General features: G+C 66.1%; 8 protein-coding genes and 1 pseudogene. 2 read left to right on the forward strand and 7 right to left on the reverse strand.

The window, feature by feature from the left end; genetic code table 11:
- Positions 1 to 36 precede the first annotated feature (36 nt).
- Positions 37 to 807, forward strand: a pseudogene (locus ACFO8M_RS18165) (McrC family protein); the annotation flags it as partial.
- Positions 808 to 1,056: 249 nt separating this feature from the next.
- On the opposite strand, the gene ACFO8M_RS18170 reads toward ACFO8M_RS18165, so the two are convergent.
- The 7 genes from ACFO8M_RS18170 to ACFO8M_RS18200 all read right to left on the reverse strand — a co-directional run bounded on the left by ACFO8M_RS18170 (position 1,057) and on the right by ACFO8M_RS18200 (position 17,645).
- Positions 1,057 to 5,889, reverse strand: coding sequence for a DEAD/DEAH box helicase (locus tag ACFO8M_RS18170; protein ID WP_387978154.1), 4,833 nt, complete (start codon positions 5,887 to 5,889; stop codon positions 1,057 to 1,059).
- Between the two features lie 215 nt (positions 5,890 to 6,104).
- A complete protein-coding gene (locus ACFO8M_RS18175; protein ID WP_387978155.1) occupies positions 6,105 to 8,240 on the reverse strand; it encodes a UvrD-helicase domain-containing protein in 2,136 nt (711 codons plus the stop codon).
- Positions 8,241 to 8,319: 79 nt separating this feature from the next.
- Positions 8,320 to 10,356: an N-6 DNA methylase gene (locus ACFO8M_RS18180; RefSeq protein WP_387978157.1), complete on the reverse strand. Its 2,037-nt coding sequence runs from the start codon at positions 10,354 to 10,356 to the stop codon at positions 8,320 to 8,322.
- A gap of 35 nt (positions 10,357 to 10,391) precedes the next feature.
- A complete protein-coding gene (locus ACFO8M_RS18185) occupies positions 10,392 to 11,489 on the reverse strand; it encodes a division plane positioning ATPase MipZ (protein WP_387978158.1) in 1,098 nt (365 codons plus the stop codon).
- Positions 11,490 to 11,492: 3 nt separating this feature from the next.
- The gene (gene drmB, locus ACFO8M_RS18190) at positions 11,493 to 13,334 is read right to left on the reverse strand and encodes a DrmB family protein (RefSeq protein WP_387978160.1); all 1,842 of its coding nucleotides are present in this window, start codon (positions 13,332 to 13,334) and stop codon (positions 11,493 to 11,495) included.
- Positions 13,331 to 16,456: a helicase-related protein gene (locus ACFO8M_RS18195; RefSeq protein WP_387978162.1), complete on the reverse strand. Its 3,126-nt coding sequence runs from the start codon at positions 16,454 to 16,456 to the stop codon at positions 13,331 to 13,333. Before ACFO8M_RS18195 ends, drmB begins: the two co-directional genes overlap by 4 nt.
- The gene (locus ACFO8M_RS18200) at positions 16,365 to 17,645 is read right to left on the reverse strand and encodes a sigma-70 family RNA polymerase sigma factor (protein WP_387978164.1); all 1,281 of its coding nucleotides are present in this window, start codon (positions 17,643 to 17,645) and stop codon (positions 16,365 to 16,367) included. The genes ACFO8M_RS18195 and ACFO8M_RS18200 overlap by 92 nt, the downstream gene beginning before the upstream one ends.
- A 138-nt stretch (positions 17,646 to 17,783) precedes the next feature.
- Here ACFO8M_RS18200 and ACFO8M_RS18205 point away from each other — a divergent pair, with 138 nt between their 5' ends.
- Complete coding sequence (locus ACFO8M_RS18205) at positions 17,784 to 19,667, forward strand: AAA family ATPase (protein ID WP_387978166.1); 1,884 nt, start codon at positions 17,784 to 17,786, stop codon at positions 19,665 to 19,667.
- Positions 19,668 to 19,748 lie beyond the last annotated feature (81 nt).

Below are 19,748 nucleotides of genomic sequence, written 5' to 3' on the forward strand. Positions count from 1 at the left end.
CGCATCGGCGACCTGGACGTCCAAGTGAAACCGAAGATGGGCATCTCGCGGCTGCTGTTCCTGCTCGGGTACGCCAAGAACCCGAACTTCCTTCCCGAGGACGCACCCGGCGCTGCTGAGGACGATCTCTGGCCCGCACTGGCCGAGTCGCTGGTCCGGTACTCCGAGCGCGCGCTGGCTCGCGGGCCGATCCGGGGGTATGCGTCCGTCGATGCCACCCTGCCGCTCGTCCGGGGCCGTCTGAGGGTGGCCGATCAGATCGCCGCCCGTCCTGGGCAGTCGTTCCCCTTGGAGGTGCGACACGACGAGTACTCGACCGACGTGTTCGAGAATCGGTTGCTCAGGACCGCGTTGCGGAGCATGGCCCGTGTCCCGAGGCTTCCCGACGGGATTCCGGCGCGGATCGCCCGTCTCGATGCGCGCCTTCATGATGTCCGCTACCTGGCCGGCGTGACGTCGGACCAGGCCTGGTCGCCCACACGCCTCAACGCGCATTACACCGATGCGCTCCGGATCGCGGAAATCGTGCTGCGCCACCAATCCTCAGAGACCAGCCCGGGCGATTTGAACGTGGCGTCGTTCGTGGTCCCGGTGCACCAGGTCTTCGAGGAGTTCGTGACCGTGGCGCTGCGGGAGTCGTTCGCCCGCTTCCGAGGTCGGGTCGACGACCAGTTCCACGGCCACCTCGATGACCAGCGGACCGTCCGAATCATCGCCGACATGGTCGTCTCCGTCGACGGAGCTCCGAACGCGGTCGTAGACGCCAAGTACAAGTTCCAGGACAAACGGGGAACGAACGGCGACCACTTCCAGATCGTGTCGTACTGCACCGCGCTCGGTGCGACGACCGGGTGCCTGGTGTACGCCCACGGCTTGCAGGATCCCGAATGGCTGAGCATTCGGAACTCCCCCATCCGCATCTTCCGGTTCCCGCTCGACCTCGCCGCCCCGCCGACGGCGATCCTTCGAACGATCGCGCGGCTAGCTGAAGAGCTGCTCGACCGTTCCTCAAGGGCCGCTTCCAGCACCAGGGCAAACGCTAGAACATCGGGTGTCTTATTGGTCCGGAAAGATCTCGAGCGCGGGGAGGGCGTCGACGATCTTCATGGTCTCCAGGCTCACGGTCACGATCCTTTTGAGCAGGTCGATGATGTAGCGCGGATCCTCGGACCAGTCGTTGGGGTCGTTGACGATGCCGCTGGCCTTGTCGGTGCGGACGTAGTAGCGGTCCATGATCCACTCGACGGCCGAACGCGAGCCGATCTGGTAGCGATAGGCGGTTTCCGGGATGTCGGCGAGCGTGACGTGCGAGTTGTAGACGATCCGGGTGCGATCCTGCCTGGACGCGAATCGCATCTTGCGGTCGACGCGATAGAGGTCCCCAGGGTCGGCCGTGGCGGTCGCACTGACGATCTCCCGGATGCGAGAGCACGGTTCGACCGTCTCGTAGGCGAGGTGCAGCCGCATGAGCCGACTGCCCGAGCGGGCGAAATCGTGGAACCGCTCGACTTTGGGGATACGAGGCAGCGACTTTCGAAGGTCCGCTTCGAACTCCGACCGGTAGCCCGGCGAGTGCAGAATGCCGTAGACGTAGTGGAAGATGTCGTCCTTCGAGATCGAAGCGTCTCGGTAGGTTTCCTGGTAGTCCATCAGGGCGGCATCAGTGATGTTGTCTTCTCGTGTGTACTGGGAAGGCTCCTGGTCGAACAGCGTTCCGCCCGTCGCGTTGGCGTGATATGTGAAGCGTGGGAAGAACTGTCCGCCGCTGCCCGCTCCGGTTACATGAAGGTTTGGCACGGCATCGGTCACCAAAGCTGAAAATGGGACAGCAGAACCTGCGCCGACGACGTAGAAGCCCACGTTGCCGAGGTCGGAGGCTGGAAACAATCGTTCCAACTGATAGACGCGGTCACTCGTGGCGGCGGTGAAGTAGACGTACTGCTTGGCGAACGGACGGTAGGTACCCTGGAAAACCCGCTGTTCGTCAACGCTGAGCCGTTCTCCACGCAGTAGTCTGCCTCGGTCGGCTACGTTCCAACTGAAACGGCTCCCATCTGCAACCAAGAAGTCACCATTCACGGCCGATGCCTTGGCCGCGCTGGCTTTGCTGGAGGATTCCGTCTGGTCCACTCGACCGTTGTAGAAGTCGATCATCGACCGCACGTTGCTGATTACTGAGGCATTCGAGAAGTTGTAGGCCCAAGCATCCCGGCCAGTTGAGAGCCCTCGGGAACGCACCCCGAAGATCGGGGAATCGAGTTCTCCAGGCCCAGCGGTCTGCCCCATCACGCGGAAACTTTGGAAGCGCTTGTCTCTGATATTGATCCAATCGCCGTCGGCTTCCGGGTCGAGCTGCTGCCATCCAAGGGCGTCCAGGCCTTTCGCCCGGATGAGGTCGGTCCCGTTCGCCACGATCTCCAGCTTGCGCTTCCGATCGTGGTAGTCGCCGATGTCCCGGTAGAAGAGGTTGCACGCTTCGCCTTCAGCCGCACTGCCGCCTTTGACGAGCAGGATCACCGCGATTCCCGCCCGGCTGCTCGAACCGAAGATCTTGCCGCCCTCCTTCTTCGAGAGCTCGCCGGCGGTCCGCTGGTTGCCTCGGAGGTTGAAGCAGTAGATAGCGTCGAACTCCTCGGTGAGGGTGCGGCGCAGCCCTGCGGCGGTGTTCCCGTCGATGAACCCGTTGTTCAGGACGAGGCAGATCACGCCGTCGTCCTCGATCCGGTCGCTCGCCCAGCGCAGCGCGCGCACGTACGAGTCATAGAGCGAGTTCTTGTTGGTGGCGGTCGACTTGGCCGCGTATGTCTCGCGGATGCGCCGGTCGAGCTCGGGGTACTTCAGGTTCTGGTTGCCGTCGTTCTGGTTGTTCTGGCCGACGGAGTACGGCGGATTGCCGATGACGACGATGATGGGGACGCTCTGCTGGCGCACCGCGCGTTCGGTGTTGCCGCCGAGCACACCGTCCGAGGCCTCATGCCGGCTTTCGTAGAGCTGGAACGTGTCGGTCAAGACCATGCCGTCGAACGGCCGGTAGCCCGCTTCCCCAGACCTGCCGTGGAACGCCTCTTCGATGTTGACGGCGGCGATGTAGTAGGCGAGCAGGACGATCTCGTTGGCGTGCAGTTCACTGCCGTACTTCCTGACGAGATCCTCAGGGCGGACGAGGCCCGATTGGAGAAGCCTGACGAGGAATGAGCCGGTGCCCGCGAACGGGTCGATCACCTGGACCCCTTCGTCGCTCAGCGAGGCACCGAGGTACTTCCGCAGGCCTTGATCGGTGAGGTGGAGGATGAAGTCCACGACTTCGACAGGGGTGTAGACGATGCCGAGTCGATCGGACACTTGCGGCATGGCGTTCTTGAAGAACTGCTCGTACAGCTCCAGAAGGACCTTCTGACGCCCCGCAGGGTTGTCGATGCCTTCGATGTGAGTCCGAACTTGCTCGTAGAACCGTTTGAGCGTATCGCGCTCCGAGTCCATGGCCTGGTCGTCCAAGGCTTCGAGCACGGTCTCCATGGCCTCGGAGACCGGGTTGTGCGCGGCGAACTCGTACTGTTCGAAGAGGGCGTCGAAGACCGGTTTCGTGATCAGATGCTGTGCGAGCATTTCGATCGCATCATGCTCTGAGATGGAGGGGTTGAGGTTCGAGCGCAGGGCTGCGACGAACGAGTCGAGTACCGCTCGCCTGCCCGGCAGGTCGAGGGCGTTTCGGATGCGGGTCATGTGGTTTCCCGCGATGGCCGCGATGTCTCTGGCCCATTCCTTCCAGTAGGCCCGGGTGCCGACCTTTTGCACGATCCGTGCGTAGATGGCGTTGCGCCACTCTTCGACCGACGGGATGCCGTCCCGGGCCGCCTGTACGAGGGTGCCGAGGTCGCTCGGGTCGTGGTCGTCGGCGATGTGGCCGATCTGGATCCGATCGGAGCGGGACTTGTTGAGTCCGATCCGGTTGACTTCCGCGTTGAACCGGTCGTCATGGGAGCGAAGGGCGTTGAGAACCTGCCACACCGCCCTGTATCGCTCGTTGTCGTCGAGGGCCTCGTTCGGGGGAACGCCTTCCGGAACGGCGACGGGCAGGATGATGTACCCGTAATCCTTGCCCGGAGCTCGTCGCATCACCCGTCCCACTGCCTGGATGATGTCGATGACCGAGTTGCGCGGGTGCAGGAACAGCACCGCGTCGAGCGCCGGCACGTCCACGCCCTCGGACAGGCATCGGGCGTTGGAGAGGATCCGGGCGGTCCCCTCGCCGGGGTCGGACTTCAGCCATTCGAGTGCCCTGCCGCGTTCCAGGGCGTTCATCGTTCCGTCGACATGCTCGATCTCGCAACGCAGACCGCCTTCGGCCGACCCGCCGAGCCGGTCGGTCACCTGCGGGAAGACTTCGGTCAGGTGCTTCGACGCGGCGATGTTCCGCGCGAAGGCGACGGCGCGCCGCATGGGTGCCTCGCCGGGGCGGAACCCGTTCTCCTCGATCGAGGGTCCGAGGCGCTTTCGCAGGCCGTTCCAGACTCCGATGATCTTGGCGGCGTCGGCAACATTGAGTTCCATGTTGTCGTCCGCGAGCTCCACCTGCATGGTCCTGGCCGCGTAGCCCGCATCGACGCCCAGCACCAGGACCTTGTAGTCCGCGAGGAGTCCGGCTTCGACCGCTTCCCCGAAGCCCAGCTTGTGGAACTCGGGTCCGAATCTCGCCTCGTCGTCCATCGAGCAGAGCTCGACGCTCCTCCGTTGAGCCTCGGCTTTGGCGGGCTCCGTGTAGATCCGCGGTGTAGCGGTCATGTAGAGGCGCCGTTCGGCGATGATGTAGGCCGGATCGTGGATTCGGATGAAGTTGGACTCGTCCCGATCGGTCAGGGCGGCACCGGTGGTGCGGTGCGCCTCGTCGCAGACGACAAGGTCGAACGCTTCGAGGCCGGCGACTTGGGCCGCGGCAATGGTCGGCAGGGACTGATAGGTACAGAAGACCGCTGTCATGCCGGGTCCGTATTCGCCGCCGCGGATCCGATCGACGAGCTTCGCGACGCTCGTCGTGGCGGGCAGGGCGAGGTCGTGCACCGACTGGTCTCCGGAGTCGGTCTGGTTGGCGCGCTTCGAGACCTTCGGGTCGGAACAGACCGCGAACGGCCGCAGAGCGGTCTCGGCCTCGAAAACCCATTCGCGGATCGTCTGAGACAGCAGGGCGATCGAAGGCACCAGGACCAGCACACTGAGCGGCTCTTCCAGTGTGGAGGCGAGCCGTTCGGCAACCTTGAGCGAGGTCAGGGTCTTGCCCGTGCCGCAGGCCATGGTGAGTCGGCCACGGTCGTGCATCTCGAACCCGCTGAGAACTGCTTCGATCGCCTCCTCTTGATGCGCCATGAGCGCCTTCTTGGCGTGCAGGTACTGTGGGCCGAGACGCTCTCCTTCCGCCCATGCGTATTCGGAGGCGACCTTGCCCCAGTCGATCGGGCTTGTGTCGAGTTGGGACATGCCGACCCTGGTCACCTCGACCTGCTGGTCCACGAGTGCGGACTCGGCGTTCGGGCCCCACTTGTCGGTGCTCGAGACGATGATGCGGCGGTTGATGCCCCTCTTGCCCGAGGCGGTGAAGAAGGAGTCGAGGTCGGCCTTTCGGATGACTTTGTCGGGTCCGTAAAACTTGCACTGAATCGCACAGAACGCTTCGGATCCCGCTTCGCGGGCGACGAGGTCGATACCGGTGTCGGTGGCGTTGTGCTCGGCGAGAGGGGAATCGGCCCACATCCACACTTCGGAAAACTGCTGTCTCCATTGCGGATCGGTACGGAAGAACGCGAGCATGAGCTGCTCGAATCGACGGCCGCGCTCCGCGTTGTTCTGCGAGGTCTCGCGAATGTGGTCGAGGATGTCTCGGACGGTTCCGGCCATGGCGCTGCCTCCCAAGGGAAGAAAGGGCGTCAGACGTGCCCACCACTTTGCGTAACGCCTTCAATACATGAGGGACGTTAGCGTACTGCGCTTCTGTCTACAACCCTCAACATCGGAACCGAACCCCAAGGGACGGCGTGCAAGCGCGCTCTATTCGATTGGATCGAACCAGGGGGAACAGATACCCCAGCGGGCAAGGCGATGGCCGCGCCGGCTCAGCCTTGGCGGAGCAGCGGGCTCGGCTCACCTGACCAGACCACCGTCAGATCACGGCAGGCGCGGGTGAACGCCACGAAAAGCAGATTTCGCTCGCGTTCGAGCGCTTGCGCGTGGGCGACCGGGTCGGCGTCGGCGAGACTGGTAGCGAAGCGGCGCGGATAGCGGTCGGCGCCGACCTCGGTGAGCACCACACGGTGGTATTCAGTGCCTTTGAGCCCGTTGATGGTGGTGACGTGGACGCTGTCTCCTTCGGGGATGTCGTCCCGGACCGCAACGGCGGGAACGCCCGCTGCTTGAAGTGCGTCGACGTAGCGCGGGACCGATTTCGCGTTCGGCATGCAGACGACGATGGAGTTGCGTTCGGCGCCGCGATCAGCCCAACTGAGGACCTGGTCGATGACGGCTCGCATCTCCGACCGCTCGTCGCGCTGTGGAAGAAACCTCGGCTCGGCTCCGGAGAGGACGGAGCGATATCCGCTCAAGTCGGTCGCGTCCTCGTCAACCGGGTCGGCTTCGGCATCCGACATGACCAGCATGGCCTTATCGAGGATCTGGCGCGTCGTCCGATAGCTCAAGGTGAGGTTTCGGGACCGGCCCTGAATGTCGATGCCGAGCGGTGCCATTCGCAGTGGCTGCCGGTAGATTCTCTGAAAGTTGTCGCCTGCGATGAACAGGTCGTCGGTCGTTTCAGGGCATAGCATCCGAAGCAGGCGCCAATGCACGGCTGAGAGGTCCTGGGCCTCGTCCACGACGATGTGCCGGTACCGTCGCTTCCCGGTCCAGGCCCGCGCGTTTTCGGCGAGCGCGGCGGCCATGCAGATCTGCTCCCCTGACCAGACCTGCTCGGCGGTGAGAAGGGCCAGGTAGCGCTCGACCAGGTCCCAGACGCGGGCTCGCTGCGCCTTCCCCAGGCGCGTTCCTCGTCCCGGGCGCTCTGCCGCCAGGTAGGCGGACTTGGAGGTGATGAATCCCGCCAGGATCACTTCGCGCCACTCTTCCAGGAGGAAGGCGGCTTCGAAACCGGTCTCGTCCGCTGCATCGAGTACCTGCTGCCAAAGGTCGCGGAGTTCATCGTCGTTCCAGACCGGTCGGCGCCGTTCCCCGGTCAGCTCCCTCGCGATGTCCAACGCGAGGCGGTCGATGTTGACCACGTCCACTCGCGCTCGGGCCGCATCGTCGAGCAGCTTGCCGAGCCTGCGCTCCAGATCGGACTTGAGTCGCTTGTTGTAGGTGGTCAGAAGGATTCGGTCGTTGCCGCCGACCTCGAGCGCCCGAGCGAGCCGGGCGGTCCGGTGCAGCGCCACAACGGTCTTTCCAGTGCCCGGACCTCCTGCGACGCGAGCGGGCCCGTTGTAGGAACGGTCGACGAGCTTGCGCTGGTCGGGGTGGAGGAACAGCTGCCACGCCTCGAATCCGGCGTCGATCATCTTGGCGACCGCAGCATCGGTAGAGGTCACTTGGGAGGCCGGATTCCTCAGGGCGGCGGCGATGTCGCTGACGTCGATCTCGTCGCTGGAAGCGCCGGGACGGGTGATCTGGTCCATGACGGTCTCGTAGGCGACACCGGAAGCGAGGTCGACGACGATCTGCGCGATCCGGTCGTCGAGTCCTTCGGCCAGCGCGAGGACTTCCTCCTCGGTGGCCAGCGGACGCAGCGCTGGTAGGAGCTCCGGGCGGATGCCGAGTTCGGAGAGCTGAGCGTCGGTGTAGGGGTCGAAGACACCGGCCGAGTGTCTCTCAGCAGCAGGACTTCCCAGAGCCTGTGCCTGCACGGGCAACTGGAGTTCGTCGAGGTAGCTGACTTCGAAGTTCGCGAACGTCGGGTTGACGCCCCAGCTGATCACCTTGATCCGGCGATAGGCCTCGTCGTGCGGGGCCACGTCGAGCAGCACGAACTCCTGGTCGTCCGCCTGCAAAAGGATCGCCCGCCAAGCCTGGTTCAGTCGCGCGGTGCGCAGCCTGCGGTCCTTGACCTGCCGGATCGGTTCGAGGTGGATCGCGTTGCGGCGGAAGTCCTCGTTGAACTTCGCGAAGAAGCTCGTCGTCAGTTCGCGGACCTCCGGCGGCAGTTTCCGCAACCGGCGGTTGAGCTGCTTCGGAAGGTAAAGGGCGACATCGGCATTGCCGGACACGGGCACCCCATTCGCGTGAGAGGTTCAGCAGGGTCGGCCACCAACCATACCGGCACGGTGGCAGGGAGCGGTTCCGCCGTCACTCAACGGGGTCGGTGCCGACGATTGCGGCCCAGGCGCTGTCCCGCCAGGCCCGGGTCAGTTCGTTGGTGCGGGCGGCCACATGCTCGGCGTCTACGGCCACTTCCGCGAGAACGGTGAAGAGGCCGGCGTAGCGCCGCTGGTCCTGGAGGTTCGGCAGGGCGACCCGGATTCTCAGCAGGTCACGCATCGAATTGACGCCCATGGACGTCGATGAGCGGGCGAGCTGCTGATGGGCCAACGTGCTGGACAGGAATCCGGCGAGGAACGCCGGGTCGATCTGCCTCGGGTCGGTGCGGATGATGGCCGTCCCCCACGCCGGTGCCGCGTCGAGATCATCCGCGGTCGCCTGGCGGACCCAAAGGCGCTCACCGTATACCGCCGCCAACAAGTCACCTTCTCTAATGCGCGGCACGTGCTGCCCGGGTTCGACCGGCGCTTGCCCTTCCCGGCCGCTGGAATCCGCGTGGACGGTCCTGATCGTCGCGGTTTCCGGCCCTGGTTTCCCTTCCGACGGAAGACCCCTATGGAGACTGACCTCCGAGGCCTGAGCGAGGGACTCCATCGTTTCCCAGCGAACGGCGCCGGTCAGTTCGGGAAGCGTGCCGGGAATGCTCCCCATTCGATCCGCGAGGGCGCCTACCTGAGCGCTGGTCGCAGACCGCTGCTGCTCCAACCATTGGAGGTCCGGAGCGGGCAGCCGGAACGGGAGATAGCGCCCAGGCGTCAAGTCCGCATTGCCTTCGAGCAGCGTCATCACTGACGTGGCTCTCGCCTGGCTGATCGGTAGATCCTTACCTCGTCTGAAGGCTGACCAGGCCGCGACGGCGTCGTTCGCGATGCGGCCCCAGTCTGGTCGGTGCGGTTCTGCCGTGTAGTCGCTGAAGTCCGCAGTGAGGACGTGCTGTTCCAACGAGGGTGCTGAAGATCTGCTCATTAGCCACAGGTGCGGGGCGAGTGAGGTTCCGTGGAAGCTGCCGCGGGGCAGTGCGAACACCGCTTTGATGGCGCCGTCGCTCAGCATTCGCCTCCTGATCCTCTGGCCTGACGGGCGCATGGCCGCGGATGGCGGCATGACGACCGCCGCGATCCCCTCTGGGCGCAACTGGAACAACGCTCGTTGCAGCCATGCGAGCTCGGAGTCTCTGCTGGAGGGGATGCCGTAGATCCACCAGGGTTCGTCCTCTTGGATGTCCTGTGCCCAATTGCGGTCGTTGAACGGAGGGTTCGTGGCCACGGCGGCGGCAGTGCCCGGCCCGAACGGATCGTTGCCGAGAGCATCGACGCGCTTGATCGACACGCTGACAGCGGGTTCGAAGTGCTCCGCTCTCAGGCGTAGTGCGGCCAGTTGCGCACGCGCGGCGTTCGTCTCAGTACCGGCGACCTCGCGGCAGCCATGCCGGGCTGCGGCCATGAGGATGGAGCCGGCGCCGCACGCGAGGTCGACCAGTGGTCCCTCTCCGGGCTCTGCCAAGCGGACCATCAGGTCGGCGAGCTCGGCGGGTGTCGCGGTGTCGCCTTTGCCGAGGCGTCTGGTGACGACTTCGTCGTACAGATCGGCGGCCAGCTCACGAACGGGCAGGTCCCCGGCGGCTTCGAGCGCCGCGTTGAGCATTGTCGCCTGGGCGGTGTCGATGTCGTCGATCGCGTCGCCGTCGGCCAGGCCGGGCTGCTCCTTCGTCAGCCGGTTCGCGTCCGCTTGCAGGCGCATGCGCCAACCGTGCTCATCGGTTCGTTCCTCGCCCGCATGGTCGAGCAGTGCGAACAGGGCATTGCGCAAGGTTTCCGCAACCGGCGTGGTGACGGCGGCGGTGTTCACTGCGTGCTCGAACTCGCGCTGCGAGCCGACGTCGATGTTCCGTCCCTGTGCTGCCAGCCATTGGCGTATTTCGTCCAGGCTGAACCTGGGGCTCTTCTCGGTGCCGCCGACTGGGGCGGGAAAGTCACTGTGGCGGCGGCGCCAATTGCTGACGGCGGTGGGTCGCACCCCTGCCAGCCTGGCGATATCGGCCGAACTCACCTCTACAGCGTCCATGACGTTTCCCCCTTCTCATGTCAGCAGTCCGCATCCTAGGCCAGTGCGGTGCGTGTCGGACCGGGCTGCCGCAGCACGATGGCACCTGGCATGTCCTCGAGCAGCGGCGGTTCCCTCGTCCCCTGGTAGCAGAGGTGCAGCTGGTCCCGGGTGCGGGCGGCGAGCATCGCGTAGGTGATGCGGACGCCGGCATCGGTCGGGTCGATCGCGGCGTCGTTGTGCGCGTCGGCGACGACCGTGATGTCGAATTCGAGCCCTTTGACGCTCTTCCGGTTGACCAGCAGGAGACCTGAACGCGTCGGGTCGACGGTGAGCGGTCCGGGCCGCGAACGGTAGCTCTGCGGGTTCAGGTGGCGGTTGAGGCGGCGCAGGTCCTCCTCCAGTCGCTGGTGTTCGTCGGCGCTTCGGAAGATGACGCCGATGCGCCGACTCGGGTGTTCGCGTCTGAGTCTGAGCACGAGACGGGCGAGGCCCGCCGGGTCACCGACCGGGTGTATTCGCGGCACGCTCTCGCGTGTCGCCTCAGCGGGGACGAGATTCGGCACGCCGAGCCAGGTGATCAGGTCCGCGACGGCGGCGGGGACTCGGTGGCTGCCTCGGACTTCGGACGACCGCTCCACCCCGATTCCGGCGGCGATCTCTCTGAGTGTGGACTGCCGTGGCCCGAGGTGCTGGCATTCGTCGGCGAACACAGTCAACCGTGCACCGCTGAAGCGAGCCAGGTGGTAGCACTCCGGCGGAAGGTCCTGCCCCTCGTCGACGACGATTGCGATGCCCGACCGGGTGGTCCGTATCGCCTTGGGGTACAGATCGTCCCAGTCCGGCCAACCGTCGGCACTGGCGGCATGGGAGAAGCCGAACGACTCTCTGAGCCAGTCGTGGACTGTGGTGACCCGGATGTTCGCGTCTGGGGAGAGCCAGTCGAGGCGGATCTCCAAGTATCGGGCCAGGAGGCGGGATCGGGTCATCAGGCGCACCCGCTTGCCCGCGAGGGACAGCATGACTGCCCAGTGGAGCGCAAGGGTTGACTTCCCCGACCCAGGCGGTCCGGTCACCAGGTGGTTCCGATCGAAGTCGAGCGTTTCGAGCACGTGGCGCTGCGCGTCGGTGAGGTCCAGGTAACGGATTCCCATGGTTCACTCGACCGCCAGAGCGGCGGCGTCGCGGGCGAGCTCGGCGAACGACTCGAAGTACCCGGGAATGCCGTTGCCGCCGATGAGCATTGAGCGGTCCAGGAGGGTGTTGCCGGCTTCGCAGCTGGTCTCTGGGAGCAGGACGCAGGCGTGGCAGGCGGCGCGGTTGAGCTTTTCGTAGCCCTGCCCGGCGTGTTCGAGGCATAGGGGATCCGCGGAGCACCAGGCGGCGGATTCGATGGTGCGCAGCAGCGTCTCGGCCAGGCGCGGTGCCTCGCCTTGACTGACGAGGCCGCCGAGGGTGCCTTCGGCGTCGCCTGCCGCGGTGTAGAGGAGCAGGCCGTGCTGTCCGTGCTCGGGGCGCCCGTAGACGCGTTCCCTCAGGCTCGCGGTGTTGTATCCCGATTCGAAGGACAGCGTCCGGATGAGCAGGTGGGCAAGGGTGTGGAGCAGTAGGAACCGGGGCGACACCCGCGTCCCGGCGGCCGCTTGAAGCCGGGTGAGCTGAAACGAGTGCTGCATGTCGTCGTCCACTTGGGCGGCTCGGGCACGGACACTCGGGACGGATTCCCATGCGGCGAGCCGCTGCTCGTCGAGCGTGATGAAGATGCCTTCCCCGTAGGCTTCGACGGCGGGCAGCCAGCTACTCCGGCGAGTGGTGTTCACCGGAAGCTGCCGAGCTTCGGGCGAGTAGCGGCTGAAGCCCGCCAGTGCCCGGACCTCGCGGAGCCGGTCGGCAAGAACGACGCGACCGACGAGCCCGTCCAGTTCGGTCCATAGGGGATCGGCTTCATCTTCGATCCCGAGCGAGCCGGTGCGAATGTCGAAGTTGCGACTCAGATCGGGCCGGTCGGAAGTGAAGGCCGCCCATTCCTCGCGGCTGAAGTCGGTTGCGGCCGCAGTGGGAGGAGCGGAGGCACCGTCGGTGCCCAGCTCGCCGCGCTCCTCGGCGAGCAGCGTGTCGATGAACGCTTCCGTGGCACCGGTAGCGGCGGCGATGACAGGTCGCAGGGCAGTGATTCCGGCAGTGTCGTCCATGCCGCAGAGCGTGATCCAGAGATCGTGTGCGCGTACTTCGGCTGCGAGCGGATCGGCGTCGCCGTGCCCGCCCGAATGCTGGGGGATGTCAAGCGCCGAGTAGACGGTCGGGTAGTAGAGGTTCCCGGCCGTCCGCTGTACGACGAGGGTCCGCTGCTTGCAGTCCTCGGCCGCGGGCTGCCACGGATTGCGTCCGGTGCAGGCCATGCCGCTGGGTCCGAGGAGCTTGAGCAGGTTGCGCCTGGCCCCGCACTTCGGTGCGCGGCAAACGATGTCGAGCGCTTCGAGGCCGAATTTCCCGTCGGTGACGGTGAAATCGATCGGGCTGTCCTGCATCGTGCACTTGATCGTGGTGCTGTTCTCGGCGTTCCAGTGCGCCCACCAACGCCAGTTGACGTCGCCCAGGTGCCCGTCGCGGCAGATCTGCACCCATCGCATGGGCGAGAGGACGGGCTTCTCGGGGCATCGTTTGCACCGGGGCGCTTCGCCGGGCTGTTCGTCGCGCCAGGTCCAGTGCCGCATGCGGCGGCAGGACCGGCAGAACAGCCAGGCGGGGAAGCGCAGGTACGGCGCGCCCGGTGCATGCTCGGAGTCGAAGCGCTCGTTGAGTGTCGGCGGTGCGGCGTAGAAGCGGGCGACGCCGAGCCGCTGGGCGAGCCGCGGCGCGCGGACCTCGGTCGCCGGTCCGCCGCGTGGCCAGTGCTCGGTGCCTGCGGCGACGAAGGACTCGCCTTGGATGTCGATGACGGCGCCCACGCCGAACGGCACGATCGTCTGGGACTGGCGCACGCGCAGCACTCGGTTCACTTGAAGAATCCCTTCATCACGTCGACCTTGCATTCGCGGTCGACATTGCGCATCGATTGGAGCGTCTCCCAGTGCCCACGCGTCTGACCGAAGTCTTTGATCAGGCGCTGATGCTGCTTGGTCGTGGTGTGGTAGTAGAGGCGTCTGCCCTCGTCGCGGGCCTGCTGCGCCTCGGCGACCCAGGTGGCGAGGATTTCGCCGAGGTCGGCCCGGACCGCCGCGGCTTGTTCGGGTCCGCCGGAGAGCTGGGCCCATCCGGCGATCTCCGCGGCGAGGCGTTCGGCCTCGGGCATCCGGTCGAGGATCTCGCCTGCTCGGTCCTCTTCGGTCAGTCCGAGCCGGTGGCGCACCAGGATCACCAACGCGGCGTGGAGGGCCCGCTTCCGTGACGGGGTTGACCAGGGGGTGACGCTGGTCGGTTCGACATGCCGGTAGAGCGAGCGGTGGTAGATGCCGAAGGACTCGTAGTGCGAGCGGTCGCGGGCCCTGGTGGCGTTGAGAAAAGTGACGACCAGGCCGGGCACGCGGTCGCGGCCGACGCGGCTGGTGGCCTGGATGTACTCGGAGGTGGTCTTGGGCTGGCCGAGCATGAGCATGAGCGCCAGGCGTTTGACGTCGACCCCGACGGAGAGCATGTTGGTGCACGGCAGAAACGAGACTGCTCGGGGATCGGTCCAGGGTTTGGCGAGGTTGTCGAGGATGCCGGGCTGCTCGTAGCGGTCGCGGCGGCTGGAGAGTTCTTCGACGGCGGCTTCCGTGAGCTGGCGAGGCGGGGCGTTGCGGGCGATGCCTCGGAGTTCGGCGGGGAGGTCGTCGGAAGCCGCGGTGACGGTGCGTCCGAGCTCGCGCAGGCTCTGGTGGTAGGAGACGAGCGTCCAGTAGTCGTCGCGGTGCGCCGTGGGGAGTTCCATCGGGCCCTGGAGCATCGCCGCGGCGGTCGCGACTGCGGCGCGACCCGCGGTGTGTCCAGGGGCCATGACACCGAGGTACCGACGGGCCGGCTTGTGGTCCGGGTGCCGTTCGTCGCTGTCCTCCTTGGCGTAATAGGAGTCCCTGGCGTCGAGCCCGGCGGGAGGGAAGAGCTGGACGTCGGAGCCGTAGAGGGCGCGAACCTGGTCGCCGGCGCGCCGGATGGTGGCGGTCGAGGCGATGACCTTGGGGCGAGCGCCGCGTGCGGAGCACAGCCCGATCACCGCGGCCTCGTACACGCCGACGGTGGTGCCGAGCGGGCCGGTGAGGAGGTGGAGTTCGTCCTGGATCACCAGCGACGGTGGCGCGCAGCCGGTTCCGGCCCCGAGCAGTCTTCCCGATTCGCGTTCCCAGGCAAGCCGGGCGAACTTGTCGACGGTGCCGAGCAGGAAGGTAGGCGGCTCGTGGTAGAGATCCTGGTCGATCACCGAGATCGGCAGTCTCCCGTGGAAGCGGCAGGTCTCCCTGGGGCAGAAGAACTCGCAGGAGTCGACTGCGGCCCGCACGCCGTAGTCCCGGTCGTCGTCGGAGTGGTATCGGGGCATGATCCTGGTGCCGCACCACGGGCACCGGTCAAGGATGAAGCGGCCTTCGGGCTCGCTCGCGGTGCGCTCGGTCGCGAAGGCCTCTCGGGCTCGGTCGTGGTGGTTCGGGGTGGTCTGCTCACCGACCCAGAGCCCGAGCGTGATCGCCTTGCCGGGGATGGATTCCGGGTCGTCCTGGCGGAGCGCTTCGAGGGCGCAGACCGTCGCGGCGGTCCGCTGGAACTGCTGGGTGGTGAGCAGGCTGAGCGTGTAGCGGCTGAGCACGGCGGTCCCGCCGCCGTCCGCGGCATTGCGGCGCAGCAGGATCGTGAACGCCGCGACGAGGAGGTACGCCTCGGTCTTGCCGCCGCCGGTGGGAAACCAGATGAGGTCGGTGACGTGCCGGTCCGGGTGGCCCGCATCCGCTGTGCCGTCGAGTGCGAGCAGGAAGAACGCCAGCTGGAACGGCCGCCAGGTCGCGGTCGTCCTGATTTCGGGTTCGAGTGCGGCCGGGTCCAGGCGGTCGCGGAGCCTCCCACCGAGGTCGTCTTCACTGTGGCGCATCTGCAATGCCATGGCGCGGTTGGCGAGGCGGAAGGCCCGCAGGAGCTCGGGTCGAGCCGGATCGCAGAGGGTGCGGACCCCGGACTCGATCCGGTCCACGGCCTGGTCGATGCGCGCGAGGATGCGTGCCGCCGCATCCTCGCCCCAAGGGGGCAGGCTTGCTCGGTGCTGCTCGTCGCACCAGGCGCGGTAGAGCGCGGCGAAACCGTCGAGTTCGGTGCGCAGCTGCTGCACCGGCACCGCCGGGTCCGCGAGGTGGCTGATGTTCAGCACCGGTGAGTCCGGGCCTGATGCCCGGACGCCGGGGACGTCGACCTGCGGCATGAACGTCGCCGAGAGACCGGTGACGATGCCGGCCGCATCAGTGCGCTCCTTGACCGCGCAACCGTTGCCGACGGCGTACGTCCGCACGTGCCGGTACTGGAGCCGCAGCTCCTGCTCTTCGAGGTCGCGGCTGACGAGCCGGGCCGACGGGTACTCGAGGAGCCGCCCTTCGGGAATGTCGATGTCGAGACCGACCTGGAAGAGCATGCGGTCCCAGTCGGTGCCGCCGCCTTCGCCCGCGACCTCCTTGTTGGCGAGTGCGACGGTGATCAGGGACCCTGAACCGCAGGGGCGGCGTTGAATGAGCAGTTCCCCGCGGCCCTCGAAGACGCTGACACTGGTCGTTCCCCGCGCGAGCTTGTGGGTCTCGTCGGGCATCGGGATCCGATGCCAGCGCCGGGCGCGGCCGGGCTCAAGCCGGTAGCGGGCGGCCCGGCATCCGACGTTGAGGGTGGCGGCGTCGGTGAAGAAGGTGATGCCCATTGACGAGGGCAGCCATGCGTTCGACTCGGGGAGCGGGTCGACGGCGGGCTGCGTGTCGTCACGGTCGGGCTCGGGCCCTTGGCCGTCGATGGCCTCGGCCGCGGTGTCGAGTCTGGTGTGCAGGTCGGCGTCCCGCGGGTAGAGGGTGCCCATCAGGTACCGGCTGTCAGGCGGCCCTTCGAGGACTTCCTCCTCGCCTTCTGCGGGACCTATCAACTGCCTTCGCAGGTACTCGGTGAGTTCGTCGCGAGGGGACATCGGCCTTCTTCCCTTCCTTTGGTTCGAGGTCAGGTATGTCTTTGGTGGGGTTGGCGATCTCGTGTCGCAGCGCCGCGTGCAGGTCGCCAGTCGAGTCCCGGTAGGCGTGGCGGAGTCGCTTCAGTGCTTTGATCCTGATTTGGCGGATGCGTTCTCTAGTGACGCCGAAGACCTGACCGAGGGTTTCCAGGGTGACCTCTTCGCCGTCGAAGAGACCGAGATTCGCAGCTAGTACTGCGGCATCGCGAGTAGGGAAGAGGTTGATGAGGTTCCGAATTCGTTCAGTTTCGGCCGCGTCGATTACCGGAACGTCAGCTCCGGGAAGTGCGAAGTACTCGCCGATAAGCTCACCGAACGGCGTGTCCTCGTTGACGACCTTGTCCATCGAGACCACTGTCCAGTCGTCGCGCCGGACGTTCTTGACCTTGTCGACGCTCCAGCCGCAGGCTGCGGCGACTTCGGCTATGTCGGGCTCACGACTCTCGGCACGGAGCCGCCGTTCGACCCGGCGAAGCTTGACTAGGTCTTCGAAGGCGTGGATGGGGATTCGGATAGTCCGCGACTGGTCCTTGAGCGCACGCTCGATGAACTGGCGGACCCACACCGTCGCGTAGGTCGAGAACTTGTAGCCGCTCGTAGGGCTGAATTTGCGCGCGGCGCGCATCAATCCCAGCATGCCTTCCTGGGCTAGGTCTTCGTATCCGAGTGCGGGCGACTCCTGCAGGTAGGACCTCATGATCGAGTGAACGAGCTTCTGATTGTGAAGCACGAGCGCGTCCCGGGCTCGGCGCCTGATGTCGTTGGCCGGCAGGTTGGGGAGTTCATGCTTGTCGGGCTCGACCTCAGCGAACTCTGGACCGCCTCGGAGGAGCACGCTGAGGCCGATTTCCTCAGCGGCTGTGAGAAGCCGCCGGTCCAGATGATTGCGGTGACGGTCGTCGTCCATCAATCGGAGGGCCGCTGCGACGGGCTCTCGGAAGTGCCCCAGGTCATCCGGTAGGACGGTTGCACGCAAGCGAGTGAGCTGGGCTTCCTCGTCGGGGAGCCCACAGAGCTCGATGACCCCGGCTAGAACCCCCTCGGTGATACAGCCGGAGGTGTCGGCGTATCGGGCGAGCAGCCTGTCAACGGCGGCGCGCCGTGCACCGACCGCCAGCGGGCTACCGGCCTGCGGTTTCACTGCCCACATGGACCCACCTCCCCTCTATTTTATGACAGCGTTCCGACCTGTGATGTGAAACATTAGCACACAGAGTGGGTTGATCATGTTCACACCAACCGCTACGCTCGGGGCCTCCAGCACACCCTTCCTAAGGAGAGTCGAGCCATGCGACTCAGCTCCGCCGCCATCCGCAACTTCCGCTGCATCCGCGACCTCGCCATCGACTTCGACACCGTCACCACACTCATCGGCCCCAACGACGCCGGCAAGTCCTCGATCCTGCGGGCGATCAACTGGTGCCTCAACGGCTCCGCCAAGGACCTCAGCGAAGAGGACGTGTCCCGTTACGCCGCTGGCGACGAAGAGCCCGTGATCTCGGTGGAGCTCCGGTTCACCGCGATCACCGACCAGGACCGGGAAGTCATCGGAGAGCGGTTCCTGCCGCCCGGCGCGCACTCGCTCACCGTTCGCCGCATCTGGACCGAGGACGGGGACGACTTCACCTGCCTGGTGAAGGCATGCGAAGACTTCGAGCTGATCCGCTCCAAGAAGTTGCTCGAGGAGAAGAAGCAGGCCTACCGAAGGCTTGCCGAGACACCTGCCTACGACGGACTGCCCGCTGCCGACTCGGGCAACAAGATCCTCCGGGCGATGCTCGACTGGGAGCAGGAGCACTCTGACGACCTCAACGAGCTCTTCACAGACGCAACTGAGCTACTGAGCAGGGGAAAGCTCCGGCAGCGCTTCGAATACGTGCTCGTCGGCGCCGACCTCCGCGCGGACGAGCAGGCACGGGAGACGAAGGACTCGATCCTCAGCCGACTGGTGGACGGACTCGACCGGAAGCCGGTCAACGAGCGGATCCGCGGTGTCTGGCAAGGGGCGTGGAAGCACTCCAACACCTTGGCGGAGCAGCAGCTGCGCCAGCAGATGGACGACCTGAGCGACGGTGTCAGCGCCGAGATGGCCGAGTACCGACCCGGCCACCGGATCAAGTTGCGGGCCAACATCCCGCAGCACACGCCTGACGTGAAGTTCGAGATGCGCGTCTACGACGGCACGGTCGAAGTGCCGATCGACCGCCAGGGACACGGATTCCAGCGGACCGTCATGCTCAGCGCCCTCAAGCAGCTCGCAACGCAGCCGACCGGCGGGCATGAGGACCGCGCGGTCATGCTCGCCTTGGAGGAGCCCGAGACCCACCAGAGCGACGTCCAGTCGCGCCAGCTCGCCTGGTCCCTCCGCTCAGCGGCCGAAGCGGAGGGGTCGAACCTCACCGTCGTGTTCGCCACGCACAACTCGGTCTTCATCGACCCTCTGCACCTCAACCAGGTGCGCCGCATCAGCCGCTCCCAGAGCGACACCAGCCCGGCCAGCCGCGTCCACCAGGTGACGATTGAGACCATCCGGAGCCGCGGCGGCGAGCATCTGCCCGCCGCACGGCTTCAGGGCCAACTGAACTCGCTGCTCACCGAGCAGTTCGTGGCGGGCTTCGTCGCCGAGGGCGCCGTGCTGGTGGAGGGCGAGACCGACAAGGCGGTGCTGGAGGAAGCCGCTGCCAGGAAGGCGCCGCTGTTCAAGTTCGGCGTCGCAGTGGTGAACGTCAACGGCAAGTCGAATCTGGTTGCGGCGCAGATTATCTTCGATGAGCTCGGTATCCCGGCGATGACGGTCTTCGACTCCGACGAAGGAAACCCTGCGCGGCTCTTGGAGAAGAAGGGCAAGACCGCCGAGGACGCCGAGTCGGAGCGGAAGAAGGTGATCGCCGAGAACCGCCGGATCCAGGCGTACCACAAGGCCGAGCCGCTGCAGGACTTCCCGAGCGGCCGCTTGCGCGGCAGGCTCTACGTCTGGGATGACAACCTTGAGCAGGTGCTCACCGAGTGGGCTCCGTGGGACGCCGCCATGGACGGGGTCTGCCGTGAGCTCGGCGAAGGCAAGTCGAAGCGGCCCTCCAACTACCGGCAGGCGGTGCGACGCTGCGACGGTGAGCTGTGCACGGCTCTGACCGAGGTCCTCGACATGGCCCGCGGCCTGACCAAGCACTGAGCTCGAGCCGTTCCAGGGACGGTGCTGGACAGTCGAATATCCGTGTGCCACACTGACATTACTGTCAGCGACCGAATGCGG

The sequence above is a fragment of the Glycomyces rhizosphaerae genome, assembly GCF_042647865.1.
GTDB lineage: Bacteria > Actinomycetota > Actinomycetes > Mycobacteriales > Micromonosporaceae > Glycomyces > Glycomyces rhizosphaerae.

Bases quoted from the DNA above. Each gene is read 5' to 3' on its own strand.
- ACFO8M_RS18180 (WP_387978157.1), bottom strand. From the start codon at position 10,356: ATGGACGCTGTAGAGGTGAGTTCGGCCGATATCGCCAGGCTGGCAGGG.
- ACFO8M_RS18185 (WP_387978158.1), bottom strand. From the start codon at position 11,489: ATGGGAATCCGTTACCTGGACCTCACCGACGCGCAGCGCCACGTGCTC.
- ACFO8M_RS18195 (WP_387978162.1), bottom strand. From the start codon at position 16,456: ATGTCCCCTCGCGACGAACTCACCGAGTACCTGCGAAGGCAGTTGATA.
- ACFO8M_RS18205 (WP_387978166.1), top strand. From the start codon at position 17,784: ATGCGACTCAGCTCCGCCGCCATCCGCAACTTCCGCTGCATCCGCGAC.
- ACFO8M_RS18200 (WP_387978164.1), bottom strand. From the start codon at position 17,645: ATGTGGGCAGTGAAACCGCAGGCCGGTAGCCCGCTGGCGGTCGGTGCA.
- ACFO8M_RS18170 (WP_387978154.1), bottom strand. From the start codon at position 5,889: ATGGCCGGAACCGTCCGAGACATCCTCGACCACATTCGCGAGACCTCG.